Source organism: Pseudomonas fluorescens, from assembly GCF_018614775.1.
In the GTDB taxonomy this organism is placed as follows: domain Bacteria; phylum Pseudomonadota; class Gammaproteobacteria; order Pseudomonadales; family Pseudomonadaceae; genus Aquipseudomonas; species Aquipseudomonas fluorescens_BY.
The window spans coordinates 40952-55860 of record NZ_JAGGOF010000038.1; the positions used below are offsets into that span (position 1 = coordinate 40952).

General features: G+C 61.1%; 12 protein-coding genes. 6 read left to right on the top strand and 6 right to left on the bottom strand.

Features of this window, described 5'->3' with window-relative positions:
- Positions 1–216: 216 nt before the first annotated feature.
- Together J7E36_RS10555 and J7E36_RS10560 are read left to right on the top strand one after the other, a co-directional pair.
- Positions 217–2280 carry a TonB-dependent receptor gene (locus J7E36_RS10555; RefSeq protein ID WP_215002560.1) on the top strand — a complete coding sequence of 688 codons (2064 nt, stop codon included), beginning with the start codon at positions 217–219 and terminating at the stop codon, positions 2278–2280.
- Between the two features lie 108 nt (positions 2281–2388).
- On the top strand, positions 2389–3810 hold the full coding sequence (locus J7E36_RS10560) for a diaminobutyrate--2-oxoglutarate transaminase (RefSeq protein ID WP_215002562.1): 1422 nt from the start codon (positions 2389–2391) through the stop codon (positions 3808–3810).
- A gap of 70 nt (positions 3811–3880) precedes the next feature.
- Here J7E36_RS10560 and yghU read toward each other — a convergent pair whose 3' ends face one another.
- The 5 genes from yghU to J7E36_RS10585 all read right to left on the bottom strand — a co-directional run bounded on the left by yghU (position 3881) and on the right by J7E36_RS10585 (position 8770).
- Positions 3881–4720 carry a glutathione-dependent disulfide-bond oxidoreductase gene (yghU, locus tag J7E36_RS10565; protein WP_215002564.1) on the bottom strand — a complete coding sequence of 280 codons (840 nt, stop codon included), beginning with the start codon at positions 4718–4720 and terminating at the stop codon, positions 3881–3883.
- Between the two features lie 49 nt (positions 4721–4769).
- Complete coding sequence (locus J7E36_RS10570; RefSeq protein WP_215002566.1) at positions 4770–5504, bottom strand: substrate-binding periplasmic protein; 735 nt, start codon at positions 5502–5504, stop codon at positions 4770–4772.
- 23 nt (positions 5505–5527) lie between these two features.
- Positions 5528–6871 carry a GGDEF domain-containing protein gene (locus J7E36_RS10575; protein WP_215002620.1) on the bottom strand — a complete coding sequence of 448 codons (1344 nt, stop codon included), beginning with the start codon at positions 6869–6871 and terminating at the stop codon, positions 5528–5530.
- Between the two features lies 1 nt (position 6872).
- On the bottom strand, positions 6873–7589 hold the full coding sequence (locus J7E36_RS10580; protein ID WP_435304168.1) for a substrate-binding periplasmic protein: 717 nt from the start codon (positions 7587–7589) through the stop codon (positions 6873–6875).
- A gap of 185 nt (positions 7590–7774) precedes the next feature.
- Positions 7775–8770, bottom strand: a complete 996-nt coding sequence (locus J7E36_RS10585; protein WP_215002570.1) for an aldo/keto reductase — start codon at positions 8768–8770, stop codon at positions 7775–7777.
- A 113-nt stretch (positions 8771–8883) separates the two neighbouring features.
- Here J7E36_RS10585 and J7E36_RS10590 point away from each other — a divergent pair, with 113 nt between their 5' ends.
- Positions 8884–9807 (top strand): LysR family transcriptional regulator, encoded by a 924-nt coding sequence (locus J7E36_RS10590; RefSeq protein ID WP_215002572.1) that lies wholly within the window; start codon positions 8884–8886, stop codon positions 9805–9807.
- Between the two features lie 196 nt (positions 9808–10003).
- On the opposite strand, the gene J7E36_RS10595 is transcribed toward J7E36_RS10590, so the two are convergent.
- Complete coding sequence (locus J7E36_RS10595) at positions 10004–11623, bottom strand: inorganic phosphate transporter (RefSeq protein ID WP_215002574.1); 1620 nt, start codon at positions 11621–11623, stop codon at positions 10004–10006.
- A 182-nt stretch (positions 11624–11805) separates the two neighbouring features.
- Here J7E36_RS10595 and J7E36_RS10600 point away from each other — a divergent pair, with 182 nt between their 5' ends.
- From J7E36_RS10600 to J7E36_RS10610, 3 genes are all read left to right on the top strand, one after another.
- Entirely contained in the window at positions 11806–12903 is a 1098-nt protein-coding gene (locus tag J7E36_RS10600) for a carboxynorspermidine decarboxylase (RefSeq protein ID WP_215002622.1), read from the top strand.
- A 25-nt stretch (positions 12904–12928) separates the two neighbouring features.
- Positions 12929–14173 carry a saccharopine dehydrogenase family protein gene (locus J7E36_RS10605; RefSeq protein ID WP_215002624.1) on the top strand — a complete coding sequence of 415 codons (1245 nt, stop codon included), beginning with the start codon at positions 12929–12931 and terminating at the stop codon, positions 14171–14173.
- 208 nt (positions 14174–14381) lie between these two features.
- Positions 14382–14894 (top strand): GNAT family N-acetyltransferase, encoded by a 513-nt coding sequence (locus J7E36_RS10610; protein ID WP_215002576.1) that lies wholly within the window; start codon positions 14382–14384, stop codon positions 14892–14894.
- Positions 14895–14909 lie beyond the last annotated feature (15 nt).

Sequence of the window (14909 nt, forward strand, 5' to 3'; positions counted from 1 at the left end):
GTCATGCGACCGTGAAAGCGGGCAGTGGTCGGCGGTGTAGGACGGATCTGTAAATGTATGCAACACAATACAAGACGGCATATTAGGTGCAAATGAGAGAGATTATCAATACTATTTATTTAATTATTTTTTTGGATTAGACTCCGCTCCGCTGGCGCCAAACAGCCTTCTGCCAGCTCAAAAAAAACCAAAATATCTGTCGCAGGGGAGCGGGGCGTGAATTTCAAAAAGACTACAGTGGCGTTGGCGGTGGGGTCGGCCTTGGGCCTGGGTAGCGGCGCGTGGGCGGCTGAAGAGTCCGGCAAGATGGAGATCGCTCCGATCACCGTGACCGGTGAAAAAATCGACCGCAGCCTCGAGAAGACTCAGTCCAGCGTGGTGGTGGTCACCGACAAGAACCTGCGTGAACACGGCGACAAGAACCTGGTGGATGTGTTTGCCCGCACCCCTGGCGTCTACAGCCAGGCCGGCAACGAAAACTGGGGGATCCGCGGTGTACCGGTTTCCGGTTTCGACGACCAGGGGCCCGCAGCCCTCAATGGTGCGGTTTCGGTGTATGTCGACGGCGCCGTGCAGCCGAACCGCGCGCTGACCCTCAGCCCGGTCCCGCTATGGGACGCCGAGCAGGTCGAGATTTTCCTGGGGCCGCAATCTACCACCCAGGGCCGTAACTCCCTGGCCGGCGCAGTTGTTATCCGGACCAAAAATCCAACCTTCGAGCCGAGCTTTTCGGCGCAAACCAACGTCGGTAATTATGGTGAGCACGGGGCCGCGGTCGCAGGGGGTGGCGCCATCGTCGACGACAAGATCGCCGGTCGTATTGCCGTGGATTATTCCGACGGTGACGGCTACATCCGCAACACCACCCTTGATAAGGACGCCAACCCGCACCGCACCAGCAATGCCCGCGGCAAATTGCTGATCCTGCCCAATGACGACACTGACGTCCTGCTGACCTACGCCCACAACGAACACCGTCAAGGTGATCGCTCGACGATGCGCGGCGCCGACGGCAAGCCCAGCTATTACGACATCGGGTCCAACACCGAGGCCTTCGACAACCTCAAGCAGGACACCCTCAGCGCCAAGGTGGATTACCGCCTGAACGATGCCTGGTCGCTGACGAGCATGACCGCCAATACCAGTACTGACTACAGCAACCGTCTGGACTTCGACCAGAATGCCGTCGACAACGAGGTCGTTCTACGTAAGCAGGACGGTAACCTGTTCAGTCAGGAGCTGCGTCTGAATTACGACTCGGACACAGTGAAGAGCTTCGTCGGTGCCTACTACGGTCATAACACCAACAATTTTCATGATCGGCTGTTGTTCGATAACGTCTTGGTTCGCACCGTAAAAGGCGATACCAAAATTGAAAACAAGGCGGTGTTCGGTGAAGTCAACTGGACGTTCGCGCCGCGCTGGACGTTGATCACCGGCCTGCGTTACGACCACGAAACGAACGATACCGACATCGAGGCGGACGGCCGCTTCGTTCCTGAGAAAATCAAGAAGTCGTTTGATGCCGTGCTGCCGAAACTCGGCATCAACTACGAACTGGCAACGGACCAGTTCCTCGGTTTCACGGTGCAGAAGGGTTATCGCGGCGGTGGCGTCAACTTGCGCTCCGGTAGCGGCCACCAAGCCTATGACCCGGAATACACCACCAACTACGAGTTTTCCTACCGCGGTTCGTTCTTCGACAAGACCCTGCGCACCCGCGCCAACCTGTACTACACCGACTGGAAAGATCAACAGGTCAGCGTACGGCAGACCGGTAGCAACGTCATTGATATCTACAACGCTGGTCGCAGTGAGATCAAGGGCCTGGAAGTCTTTGTCGAAAAAGACATCACCGAACAACTGACCCTGAACCTTGGCGGCGCCATTACCGATAGCAAATACAAGGACTTCGTGTCTGACAATGGTCAGGACAGGAGCGGCGAGTCGTTCCTCTACTCGCCTAAATACAAGGCCTCGGTAGGGGGTGTCTATCGCTTCGACGATCGCCTGATATTTGGCACGGACATTGTTTATCAGAGTACCGCGCCTTCGGAGTACGAGTTCGACTCAAACGGCAAAGTCAATGGTGAGCGTAAGAGCGACGCCTATGTGCTGGTGAACTTCAATACCGAGTACAAAGTCACCAGGAACGTCGCCGTATCCGCCTACGTGAAAAACGCTTTCGACAAGGAATACATCACCAACAACAGCAGCGACGACGTTATCGATGTCGGCGCACCGCGCACGGTGGGCATGATCCTGCGTTACGACATGTAAACCACGAGGGCGCGAGGGGGCAATCTCCCCGCGCCCGTTTGCGCTGTCGGCGATGTGTGTTTCCAGGCTGTTTGTTCCATTCAAACCCAGCCTCCATGGAGGAAAATCATGAGTGTTTTTTCGAATGTCACAGCGGGTGGCGCGCAACAGCTACGCCTGTTGCATACCGGTCTGTCAAATCCTTACTGCCTCGATCCGACGCCGCTGCTGGAACGCCAGCAACAGCAGGAATCCAATGCCCGCAGTTACCCGCGGCGCATTCCGCTGGTGCTCGAAAGGGCTCATGGCATCTATGTGCAGGACAGCCGGGGGCAAGTGTTCGTTGACTGCCTGGCGGGGGCCGGAACCTTGGCCCTGGGCCACAACCACCCGGTGATCATCGAAGCCATTACCCAGGTCATGGCGGCCGGCGTGCCCATGCACACTCTGGACCTCATGACACCCGTCAAGGACGCTTTCGTCCAGGAAATTTTCGCGTGCCTGCCCAGCGAGTTCGCTCGCCATGCACGCATCCAGTTCTGCGGCCCCAGCGGGGCCGATGCGGTGGAAGCTGCGCTCAAGCTCACCCGCACCGCCACCGGACGCCACTCGGTACTGGCGTTTGAAGGGGCTTACCACGGGATGACGTTGGGCACGCTGGCCATAAGTGGCAACCTGTCGCCGAAAAATGCCCTCGGTGCGTTGATGCCGGGCGTGCAGCGCTTGCCGTTCCCCCACGACTACCGTTGCCCGTTCGGGGTGGCCGGTGATCAGGCGGTGACGTTGAACGTGCGCTACCTGGAACATCTGCTCAACGACCCGGAAAGCGGAGTGACCGCGCCGGCGGCGATGATCCTGGAACCGATCCAGGGGGAGGGCGGGGTGATTGCCGCGCCGGACCGCTGGCTGCAGGAGTTGCGCCGATTGACCCAGGCCCACGGCATTCCGTTGATCGTCGACGAGATCCAGTGCGGCATCGCTCGCAGCGGCCGGATGTTCGGCTTCGAACAGTCGGGTATCACCCCGGATGTCATCACCCTGTCCAAAGCCATCGGCGGTGGCTTGCCGCTGTCGGTCATGGTCTATCACGATTCGCTGGACGTCTGGCAGCCGGGTGCCCACGCCGGCACCTTCCGCGGCAATCAATTGGCAATGGCGGCCGGCACCGCGACCTTGCGCTTTATTCGCGACGAAGGCCTGGTGAAGCACGCCGAAACGGCAGGCACTCATTTGCGCAAACAGCTACAGGCACTGCAAAGCGAGTTCGCCTGGATTGGCGATGTGCGCGGACGCGGCCTGATGCTCGGCATGGAAATCGTCGACCCGCAGGGCGCCGTCGATGTGCAGGGCCACCCCCCGGTGGACACGGCCCGGGCCAAGGCTTTCCAGCAGGCTTGCCTGCAGCACGGGTTGATCGTTGAACTGGGCGGGCGCCACGGTGCGACCGTCCGCTTCTTGCCGCCGTTGATCATCACCGAACAGGAAATCGACTTCGTCGCCAGGATCCTGTTCCAGGCCGCGAGCACGATCAACGAGCGCCCGGCGCGTTGATTGGACGTCATGGGGGCAAGCGTATTCGGCAGGCCGTTTTTTCATTGGGCGGGATCTCCACCAAAGAGCGTCAGCCCAAATCCTCTGCCCCATGCCGCTCCGCCACCTGACTCGCCTCATCCCCCCACGTCCGGTTCACACGCTGCCCACGCGCCACAGCCGGACGTTGGGCAATCTCCTGCGCCCAGCGCTGCACATGGGTATAGCGCTGTGCATCCAGGAATTCAGCCGCCGAGTAGACGTTATTGCGCACCAGTTGGCCGTACCAGGGCCAGACGGCGATGTCGGCGATGGTGTAGTGGTCGCCGGCCAGGTATTGGCTTTCAGCGAGGCGGCGATCCAGCACATCGAGTTGGCGCTTGGTTTCCATGGTGAAGCGGTTGATGGGGTATTCGAATTTTTCCGGCGCGTAGGCGTAGAAGTGTCCGAAGCCGCCACCCAGGTAGGGCGCTGCACCCATTTGCCAGAACAGCCAGTTCAGCGTTTCGGTGCGCCCGGCCGGGTCGGTGGGCAGGAAGGCGGCGAATTTTTCCGCCAGGTACAGCAGGATCGAGCCGGATTCGAACACGCGAATCGGCGGCTCGACGCTGCGGTCGAGCAGGGCCGGGATTTTTGAGTTGGGGTTGATCTCGACAAAGCCGCTGGAGAACTGGTCGCCTTCGCCGATGCGGATCAGCCAGGCGTCGTATTCGGCACCGGTGTGCCCCAGCGCCAGCAGTTCTTCCAGCAGGATGGTGACCTTGACGCCGTTGGGCGTGGCCAGGGAGTAAAGCTGCAGGGGATGCTTGCCGGTTGGCAGGGTCTTTTCGTGGGTGGGGCCGGCGACGGGGCGGTTGATGCTGGCGAACTGGCCGCCAGACGGGGCTTCATGGGTCCAGACTCTGGGTGGAACGTAGGACGCTTTACTCATGGGAGACCTCCTGGGTGGTTGGCACGCCAGGCGTGCCGATCCCGAGAGCTTAGCGCTTTTCGTTCATGATTCGCGCCACTTCACCGGAAGTCTTGAGTTGTTCGAACGAGCGCTGGGCCTTGGCGACGATGTCATCCGGGGTGCTCAGGCTGAAGGCCAGGTAGACCCGGTGGGGTTGTTCGTCGAGGGAATAGACCTCTTCCAGCGTGCTGAAATCCACCTGGGCATCCTGGCTCATCAGGCGCGCGGTGTTCTCGGGTATGGGCAACAACTGGATCTGATGATTCAGCAGTTTCTGGAAGTTATCGTGGTTATCCGCCGATATCACCAGCCGGGTGAAACCGCGCTGCTGCAGGTAGATCTGCTTGGCGTCGTTGCGCACCACGCCCATGCTGTACTGCTTGGCATCCTCAAGGGTCTTGACGGCGATGCTGTCATCCCCACGCAGCTTATAGAGCTTGCTTGGCACCTGAATGATTTCCCCGACCCATTTGAACGACTGCTCGCGGGCCGGCGTACGATCCAGGGGGAAGATCAGCACATTGGGTTCGCGCAGCGCCTTTTCGTAGGCGCGGGCCCAGGGGTAAAGCAGCACGTTGTAGTCGGTCAGCGCCGCGCCTTTGAGGGTTTCTTCGGCGATGAGCGTGCCAGGCCCGACGACCTTGTTCTCGCGCAGATAGGCGTAGAGGGAGTCTTCGGTCACGACCTCGATGTCCGTGGCCTGGCTTTGCAGGCTGAAGAGGGCGAGGAACAGGCAGATGCAGAGCGTCGGGCGGTAGGGCATACGGACCTCATTGGACGCGTGGTTCAGACAGCGACGCAATCGCGTCCCTGGTGTTTGGCCCGGTACAGCGCCTGGTCAGCGCGCTGCAGCAGTTGATCGAAATGGTCCATGGCCTCGGGATCCAGCTCGGCGATGCCGATGCTCAGGGTGACGAAGCGCGACACTTTGGAACCGCTGTGGGGCAGTGCACGTTCCGCCAGGCTGGCCCGCAGCCGGTGAGCGGCGCCGTGGGCCTGTCTGGCGTCGATGTTGGGCAGCATCACGGCAAACTCTTCACCGCCCAGGCGCGCGGTCAGCTCACCGGGGCGGCCGAACACAGTGCGCAGGGTGTCTGCGATCTCTTTCAAACATTGGTCGCCCTGCATGTGCCCATAGGTGTCGTTGTAGATCTTGAAGAAATCGACGTCGCACATCAGTACGGTCAGCGGGGTCTTGTGGCGAATGGCTCGGCGAAACTCGACTTCCTTGAGTTCGTCGAAATAGCGCCGGTTGGCCAGGCCTGTCAGGGCGTCGTGACGGGACAGGGCTTCGAGCGCCTGGTTGGCCGCCTTGAGTTCAGCGGTCCGCGCCTCGACCAGCTCGGCCAATTGATCGCGGCTGGCGGCGAGCGCCAGTTCATCGGAGCGCTGGCGCTCCAGGTGGACGTGGAGATTATCCTGGAGTTCGTTCACCTGGGTTTCGAGCAGGCTCAGTTCGTCCTGGCGGTGGGACGCCCGCTGTAGCCTGAGGTGGCGCTTGAGGGTTTGCGGTGCGACTTCACCCAGGTGGCGGGCGATGTGAACCACATGCACGGTCACCAGGCGGTTGAACATGGTCATGACCAATCCGGCCAGCAGCAATGACTGGATGACCTGGGTGATGACGATGCTGCGGGCCTCATCCCAAAGGCGTTGCCAAAGCAGATGGTTGTCGCCTTCGATGGTCAGCTCACCCACCTTCTCATGAGCCCCGGCGTAGGGTTGCGCGACGAGCTGGCGATGCAGTATCGGCGCAGCGCCGGCTGTTTCGATGGTGTAGCGATTCATGTCGATGACTTCCGGCGGTTGTCCCGGACGCACAATATTGAGTACCACGCGCCCCACCGGGGCAGCCTTCGCGACGCTGGCGATCTGCTGGTCGAGGGATTCACGGTCCATTTCCCAGATGGCATGGGCCAGGGTGTTCTGGAACACCTGGTCGATCAGGGCCAGCTCCGAATTCATTTCCGCCAGATTGCTTTCCCATGCCAGCCAGGTGCGCCAGGTGACCATCGCCAGGGTAAAGATCAGGCTGAACAACAGCGTCGCGAGCACCAGGCGACGCCCCAGGGAACTGAATATCTTGGCCCGAGATTGCGGGTCGGACGCGGCCTTGAAGTCGCCGGTCATGTCACAGCCATTTGCGAACGATGGCATCGTATACACCGTTGCGCCGGATGGTTTGCAGGCCTGCACGGAACTTCTCGACCGTCTCGACCGGCGTCTTGCGGCTGAACGCCATGCTGAAGCCTTCTGCACCGCTCAGTTCCGGAAGCGGCAGGGAGCGGATCAGCACTTTGTCGGGATCTTCGCCGTTCTGGCGAGTCAGGTACATGGCATTGAGTTCGTTGGAAATCCACAGCTCGACGTGGTCGACCTTGAGCTTGCGGTAGTTGTGCTCGTACCGGGTGCTCGACTGCAATTCTTCACCGACGCGGAACCCCTTGGAAACCAGATACTGTTCGCCCACGTCCTGATTGACGGTGGCGATCTGGTGACCATGGGCGTCGGCCAGTGAATTGAGTTTTACCGGGCGGTCGGCCAGTGAGTAGATGTACCACTGCGTGGGGGCGATGGCTCCCACCCATTGGAACAGCGATTCGCGCTCGGGTGTGCGGACGATCGAATAGATCAGCACATTGCTTTCATTGAGCGCCAGTTCATACGCGCGAGCCCAAGGCATGGAGTAAATCGGCGCGTCCACGCCGACTTCCTTGAGTACGGCCTGGACCACCTCGGTGCTCATGCCCGTCACTCGGCCGTTCTGCGTCATGTTGAAGGGCGGCAGTTCCTCGGTCACGATGCGCAGCGGGGCCTCGGCCGCGTAGGTGCTCGCAGCAAGGAACATCAGGACACCACACAGTAAGCGGTTGAGCACGAAAAGCATCGATCTATACCCTATATAACCAGCAGAGCCCGGCCAGGCTTGGGCGTTATCACTCATCACTTATAGGGTTATCGGCTGGAATGGCAGCGGCTTGAGCCTGATGGAAAGGACCGCTGCCCAAGCCGGACCGTGCTTGATCGGCAGGCTCAGCCGTCGAGCAGCGCCATGGTCTGCGCAGCGTAACGCTCGCCCGCCACGGCGCCTTCGGCAGCGAAGATCTCATCCAGCTGCGCCAGTTCGCCAGCGCTCAGCACAACCGAAACCGCCGCCACATTGCTCTCCAGGTATTTGCGCTGCTTGGTGCCGGGAATCGGGATGACGTGGTCGCCCTGCGCCAGGACCCAGGCCAGGGCCAATTGCGACGCACTGATGCCCTTGTCTGTCGCCAATGCCTTGACCCGTTCCACCAGCGCCAGGTTGCGGTTGAAGTTGTCCCCCTGGAAACGCGGGCTGGAGCGCCGGTAGTCATCGGCGGCGAAATCCTGCACAGACTTCAGCGCACCGGTCAGGAAGCCCCGACCCAGCGGGCTGTACGCAACGAAGGCGATGCCCAGGCGCCGACAGGTAGCGAGCACGCCGTTGCGTTCCGGTTCGCGAGACCACAGCGAATATTCGCTTTGCACGGCCGCCAGGGGATGCACGGCGTGGGCCCGTTCAAGGGTGTCGGCGCTGGCTTCCGAAAGGCCGATGTGGCGGACCTTGCCGGCCTTGACCAGCTCAGCCATGGCGCCGACGGATTCTTCCACCGGCACGTGTGGGTCGATGCGGTGTTGGTAGTAGAGATCCAGATAGTCGGTCTGGAGGCGCTTGAGGCTGCCATCGATGGCTTGCCTGATGTACTCGGGGCGGCCGTTGACGCCCCGGGCATGGGGATCGCTGCTGCGCACCAGGCCGAACTTGCTCGCCAGGTAGATGCCCTCACGCTTGCCACGCAGGGCTCGTCCGAGCAGGGTTTCGTTGGTGTGCGGCCCGTACATGTCGGCGGTGTCGAACAGGGTCACACCCAGTTCGATGGCGCGGTGGAGCGTGGCGATCGCTTCCTGTTCGTCCGCCCCGGTGGTGTAGAAATCCGACATGCCCATGCAGCCCAGGCCGATGGCGGAAACGTGAGGGCCGCGAAGGCCGAGTTGGCGGGTGTTCATGGTGATGACTCCTGGAAATTGAATGACGGGTTCAGTCTCCAGTAAACGGTTGGGTGGATAAATCCAGGATTATTGGTTTAACTGTTCGTGATTTCTTAATAGTGAGCTGAGCCATGGACCGACTTCAGGCAATGCAGGTGTTCAGGCGCATCGTCGAGCTGGGCGGTTTTGGCAAGGCGGCCGACGACCTCAAGCTGCCCCGCGCCACGGTCAGCCTGTTGATCCAGCAGTTGGAGGCTCACCTCGGTGTGCAACTGCTGCAACGCACCACGCGGCAGGTGCGCGCGACACTCGACGGCCAGGCGTACTACCAGCGCAGCGGCCAACTGCTGGATGACCTTGAAGACCTGGAAAGTTCGTTGTCGGTGCAACGCAGCCAACCCCGCGGCACCTTGCGGGTGGACATGCCCATCGCCTTTGGCTGCGCCTGGATCGTGCCGCGCCTGCCAGCGTTTTATCGGCGCTATCCGGCGTTGCAACTGGACATCGGCTTCCACGACCATCAAGTCCATCTGCAACGCGAGGGTGTGGATTGCGCGATCCGTGCGGGCAACGTCGTCGACCAGGGGTTGGTGGCGCGGCCGATTGTGCGCTTGCAGCAATTGACGTGCGCCAGCCCTGGGTACCTCGCCCGCTCGGGCACGCCCCAGGTGCTGGAGGACCTGGCGGGGCACCAGGTCATCCGGTTTGCCTCCGGCAATGGACGATTTTTCCCGCTCGAATTCGAGGTGGCGGGGCAGGTGCGCGAGTGGCCGCTGCCGGGCGAACTCACCGTCAACAATGCCGATGCCTACGTGGCGGCCTGCGAGGCGGGGTTCGGCTTGATTCAAGTGCCGCGTTATCACGTCCAGCAGCAGTTGGCCGAGGGGCGGCTGGTTCAGGTGCTGAGGGACTGTCGCGTACCCTCGTGGCCGATCTCGGCGGTGTACCCGCCCCATCGACAACTGTCGCCGAGGGTGCGGGTGTTTATCGATTGGGTGATCGAGCTGTTGCAGGGCGCAGCGGATGAGCAGGGGGCGTTGCTGGAAAGGGTCTGATCGCGCGTCCGGTGATCCTGAGCAGTTGTCGGCCAGGCATGCCTGGCCGAACCGATGGTTTTTCAGGCTGACAAGACCTACCGCTTCACTCCCGAGGCCTGGGCCATGCTCGAACATCGCCTTGATGCCGGGCGGTGATCGAAGGGGCCGGCAGGCCTTGACCATGACCTGACCGGCACCCTCAGCGATCCATGCATCAGAACAGCTTGGTGAACAACCAGTACAGGCTACCGGACAACAGGATCGCGGCAGGCAGTGTCAGGACCCAGGCCATCACCAGGTTGCGGATCGTGCGCATCTGCAGGCCGGAGCCGTTGGCGACCATGGTACCGGCCACACCGGACGACAATACGTGGGTGGTGGACACCGGCAGGCCGAACATGTCGGCGGCGCCGATGGTCAGCATGGCGACGGTTTCCGCCGAGGCGCCTTGGGCGTAGGTGAGATGGCTCTTGCCGATTTTCTCGCCTACGGTCACGACGATGCGTTTCCAGCCGACCATGGTGCCCAGGCCGAGGGCGATGGCCACGGCAATTTTTACCCAGAGCGGGATGAACCGCGTCGAGTTGTCGATCTGTTGCTTGAACAATTGCAGTTTGGCGCCGGTGTCGGCGTCGAAATTGCCGACCTTGTTCTTGTCCATCAGGCGAATGGTTTCGCTCGTCAGGTACATGTCGTTACGCACGTTGCCCACGGCTTCGGCCGGCACCCTGGCCAATGAGCCGTAGCTCTTGACCTCGGCGCCGATGCTGCCAGTCAAGGCCGCCAGCGCGGGTACCAGCTGTGGCGTCGCTTGCTTGCTGCTGACGTAGGTGGTCAGGATCGCGCGTGGATCAGCCGGGGCCTGCACCGGTGAGTGCTTGACCAGGGCCTGTTGAGTGACTTCTGCCACGGCGGCGAATTGCAGCGCCTGATCGGCAGGCATGGCGCGGTTCAGCGCGTAGGCCATCGGCAAGGTGCCGACCAGGATCAACATGATCAGGCCCATGCCTTTCTGGCCGTCGTTGGAGCCGTGGGCGAACGACACGCCAGTGCAGGTCAGGATCAGCATGCCGCGAATCCACCACGGTGGCGGCGTGTTGCCCTCGGGGGCTTTGTACAGCGCACGGTTCTTGACGAAGGCGCGCAGCGCCAGGAGCAGCAACGCGGCGCAACCGAACCCCACCAGTGGCGACAGCAGCAATGCGTAGCCGATCTTGGTCGCTTGGGCCCAGTCCACACCACTGGTGCCGTCACGGCCGTGCATCAGCGCGTTGGCGACGCCGACACCGATGATCGAACCGATCAGGGTGTGGGACGAAGACGCCGGCAAGCCCAGCCACCAGGTGCCCAGGTTCCAGAGGATGGCGGCGATGAGCAGGGCGAAGATCATGGCGAAACCGGCGGAGGAACCGACTTGCAGGATCAGCTCCACCGGCAGCAACGCAATGATGCCGAAAGCCACCGCGCCGCTGGAGAGCAGCACCCCGAGGAAGTTGAAGAACCCCGACCACGCCACCGCTAAATTCGGCGCCATGGAGTTGGTGTAGATGACCGTCGCCACCGCGTTGGCAGTGTCGTGGAAACCGTTGACGAACTCGAAGCCCAAGGCAATCAGCAGGGCTACGCCCAATAACAGGAACGGCGTCCAGGTGGTGACCACCGTGCCGAGTTCGTGCATGTCGTGCATCAGGCTGTAGGCGGTAAACAGCAGGCCGCTGCCCAGCACGGCAAAAAACACCACCAGGGTGATCACGCTCGGCTTGCGGTTGAGTTGCGGCCTGGAACTGTGGGCGATGGCAGTCGGTGAGTCCATGGCCAGGGTCGGGTTCGTCATGATGACACTCGCGTGGTGGAGGGCGAACCCGACGCTAGTCGCAATTTGTTACATGTGCGTGACGGTCATCTTCGCTTCAAGCGGGGTGATTGCGCGAACGGGGCTTTTCGCTCTTTCGATATGCAGTCAGTGAAGGCACAATGCGCATCCTTTTTTGGCTCGCCTTGCCGGAGGCCGCGAAAATGATCAAGACGCCGTACTACCTCATCGACAAACAGAAGCTGCTGGCGAACATGCAGAAGATCGCCTACGTGCGTGAGCAGTCCGGGGCCAAGGCCTTGCTGGCGCTCAAATGCTTCGCCACCTGGTCGGTGTTCGACCTGATGCAGCAATACATGGACGGCACCACGTCGTCGTCGCTCTACGAGCTCAAGCTCGGCCGGCAGAAATTCGCCGGCGAGACCCACGCCTACAGCGTCGCCTGGGCCGACGACGAGATCGAAGAGATGCTCGCCAACTGCGACAAGATCATCTTCAACTCCATCGGCCAGTTGCAACGCTACACCCAAGCGTCGGCCGGCAAGGTCCGTGGCTTGCGGGTCAACCCGCAAGTGAGCAGCTCGGACTATCTGCTGGCCGACCCGGCGCGCCCGTTCAGCCGCCTGGGCGAATGGGACCCGGTGAAGGTCGAGCAAGTCATCGAGCAGATCTCCGGCTTCATGTTCCATAACAACTGCGAGAACGGCGATTTCGGCCTGTTCGACCAGATGCTTGGCACGATCGAAGAACGCTTTGGTCATCTATTGCATAAGGTCGAGTGGGTCAGCCTCGGCGGCGGCATCCACTTCACCGGTGAGGGCTATGCCCTTGACGCGTTCTGCGCGCGGCTCAAGGCCTTTTCGCAGAAGTACGGCGTGCAGGTCTACCTGGAACCGGGCGAAGCGGCGATCACCCAGAGCGCCTCGCTGGAAGTCACCGTGCTCGATACGCTCTACAACGGCAAGCACCTGGCCGTGGTGGACAGCTCCATCGAAGCGCACATGCTCGACCTGTTGATCTACCGCCTGGACGCCAAGCTGGCACCGAGCGAGGGCGAACACACCTACATGGTGTGCGGCAAATCCTGCCTGGCTGGGGACATCTTCGGCGAGTATCAATTTGATCGTCCGCTGTCCATCGGCGATCGGCTGTCGTTCATCGACGCAGCGGGCTACACCATGGTCAAGAAGAACTGGTTCAACGGCCTGAAAATGCCGTCCATCGTAGTGAAACAACTCGACGGTAGCGTCGAAGTGGTTCGCGAATTTGTTTACGACGACTACCTGTCCAGCCTCTCTTGAGCGGACAGCAGGAGACTTGAAGAAATTGAAGAAGAACGTACTTATCATTGGTGCAGGAGGTGTCGCCAAGGTGGTGGCCCACAAGTGCGCGCAGCACAACGACGAACTCGGTCGTATTGCTATCGCGTCGCGCAACATCTCCAAATGCCAGGCCATCATCGACAGCGTCAAGGCCAAGGGTAGCCTCAAGCAACCCGCCGACATCAAGGCCTTTGCACTGAACGCCCTGGACGTCGAAGCGACCAAGGCGCTGATTCGCGAAACCGAGTCACAGATCGTCATCAACGTCGGCTCCGCGTTTCTCAATATGTCGGTGCTGCGCGCCTGCATCGACACCGGCGTGGCCTACCTGGACACCGCCATCCACGAAGAACCGGGCAAGGTCTGCGAGACGCCGCCCTGGTACGGCAACTACGAGTGGAACCATCTGCAAGAGTGCCAGGAGAAGAACATCACCGCCATTCTCGGCGTCGGCTTCGATCCGGGTGTGGTCAACGCTTACGCAGCCCTGGCGCAGCAACAACATTTCGACCGCATTGATTCGATCGACATCCTCGACGTCAATGCCGGCTCCCATGGCAAGTATTTCGCCACCAATTTCGACCCGGAAATCAATTTCCGCGAGTTCACCGGACAGGTGTGGAGCTGGCAAGACAGCCAGTGGACCAGCAACACCATGTTCGAAGTCAAGCGCACCGATGACCTGCCGGTCGTCGGCTCGCAGAACCTGTACCTGACCGGCCACGACGAAGTGCATTCGTTGTCGAAGAACCTCAACGTGCCCAACGTGCGTTTCTGGATGAGCTTCGGCGAGCACTACATCAATGTGTTCACCGTGCTGCGCAACCTCGGCCTGCTCTCCGAGCAACCGGTCAAGACCGCCGAAGGCCTGGAAGTCGTGCCGCTCAAAGTGGTCAAGGCCGTGCTGCCTGACCCGAGTTCGCTGGCGCCGGGCTACACCGGCAAGACCTGCATCGGTGACCTGGTCAAGGGTGTCAAGGACGGCCAGCCGCGCGAAGTGTTCATCTACAATGTGGCCGACCACGAGGAAGCGTTTGCCGAAACCGACAGCCAGGGCATTTCCTACACCGCCGGCGTGCCACCCGTGGCCGCCGCGTTGCTGGTCGCCCGTGGCCAGTGGGACGTGCAGCGCATGGTCAACGTCGAGGAGCTGCCAGCCGAGGCGTTCCTCGAGGCGCTGGACGTGATGGGCCTGCCGACCCGCATCAAGGATGAGCACGGAGACCGTCCCTGGAACCAGCAGCCCTGAAGGGCTTGGTAACAGATAGGTAGCGTTTCCCGCTGCAAAAAAATGCCCCGTATCGAAAGGTACGGGGCATTTTCGTCAGGGCTGACCATGGACCCGTGACGAGGGCGCCTGCTCGCGATGGCGATGGATCAGCCAAGGAGGATATTGACTGGCCATAACCCTACATTCGCCCTTACGATTGCCACCCGAACCTAAGGAGAGGTCATCCGTGAACCCGATCAATATTCGCGAGCTGAAAATGACCGACGCTCAAGCGCTGCTGGCATTCGAAGTCGATAACCGCGTCTGGTTCGAATCCCATATCGATCCCCGCGACCCTTCTTTCTACTCAATGCAAGGCGTGGCGGAGCACATAGAGGGCTACCTGTCCGATTTTGCACTGGGCGCCTGGCATCTGCTGGTCATTGAGGACTCCAGCGGACGAATCGTGGGTCGAGCAAACCTGAAGAACATCCACTCACCGCGCGATTGCGCGGAGGTGGGCTACCGGATCGGCCAACAAGCCTGCGGGCAGGGGCTGGCGACATTGGCCTTGCGACACCTGATCCAGGAGGCAGGGCGGCGTTGGAAGCTGACGCAGTTGGTGGCTTACGTCTATACCGAAAACGTGGGTTCAAGAAAGGTGCTTGAGCGGTGCGGGTTCAGGCCTGAGAAACTGGCTGCTGGCGACAAGGCCGAGGGTGAATGTCGGTTTGTGCTTTCGATCCTACAGAGTCCCTAACGTCCGCGCTTCGAA

Bases quoted from the DNA above. Each gene is read 5' to 3' on its own strand.
- J7E36_RS10560 (WP_215002562.1), top strand. From the start codon at position 2,389: ATGAGTGTTTTTTCGAATGTCACAGCGGGTGGCGCGCAACAGCTACGC.
- yghU (WP_215002564.1), bottom strand. From the start codon at position 4,720: ATGAGTAAAGCGTCCTACGTTCCACCCAGAGTCTGGACCCATGAAGCC.
- J7E36_RS10570 (WP_215002566.1), bottom strand. From the start codon at position 5,504: ATGCCCTACCGCCCGACGCTCTGCATCTGCCTGTTCCTCGCCCTCTTC.
- J7E36_RS10575 (WP_215002620.1), bottom strand. From the start codon at position 6,871: ATGACCGGCGACTTCAAGGCCGCGTCCGACCCGCAATCTCGGGCCAAG.
- J7E36_RS10580 (WP_435304168.1), bottom strand. From the start codon at position 7,589: ATGTTCCTTGCTGCGAGCACCTACGCGGCCGAGGCCCCGCTGCGCATC.
- J7E36_RS10585 (WP_215002570.1), bottom strand. From the start codon at position 8,770: ATGAACACCCGCCAACTCGGCCTTCGCGGCCCTCACGTTTCCGCCATC.
- J7E36_RS10590 (WP_215002572.1), top strand. From the start codon at position 8,884: ATGGACCGACTTCAGGCAATGCAGGTGTTCAGGCGCATCGTCGAGCTG.
- J7E36_RS10595 (WP_215002574.1), bottom strand. From the start codon at position 11,623: ATGACGAACCCGACCCTGGCCATGGACTCACCGACTGCCATCGCCCAC.
- J7E36_RS10600 (WP_215002622.1), top strand. From the start codon at position 11,806: ATGATCAAGACGCCGTACTACCTCATCGACAAACAGAAGCTGCTGGCG.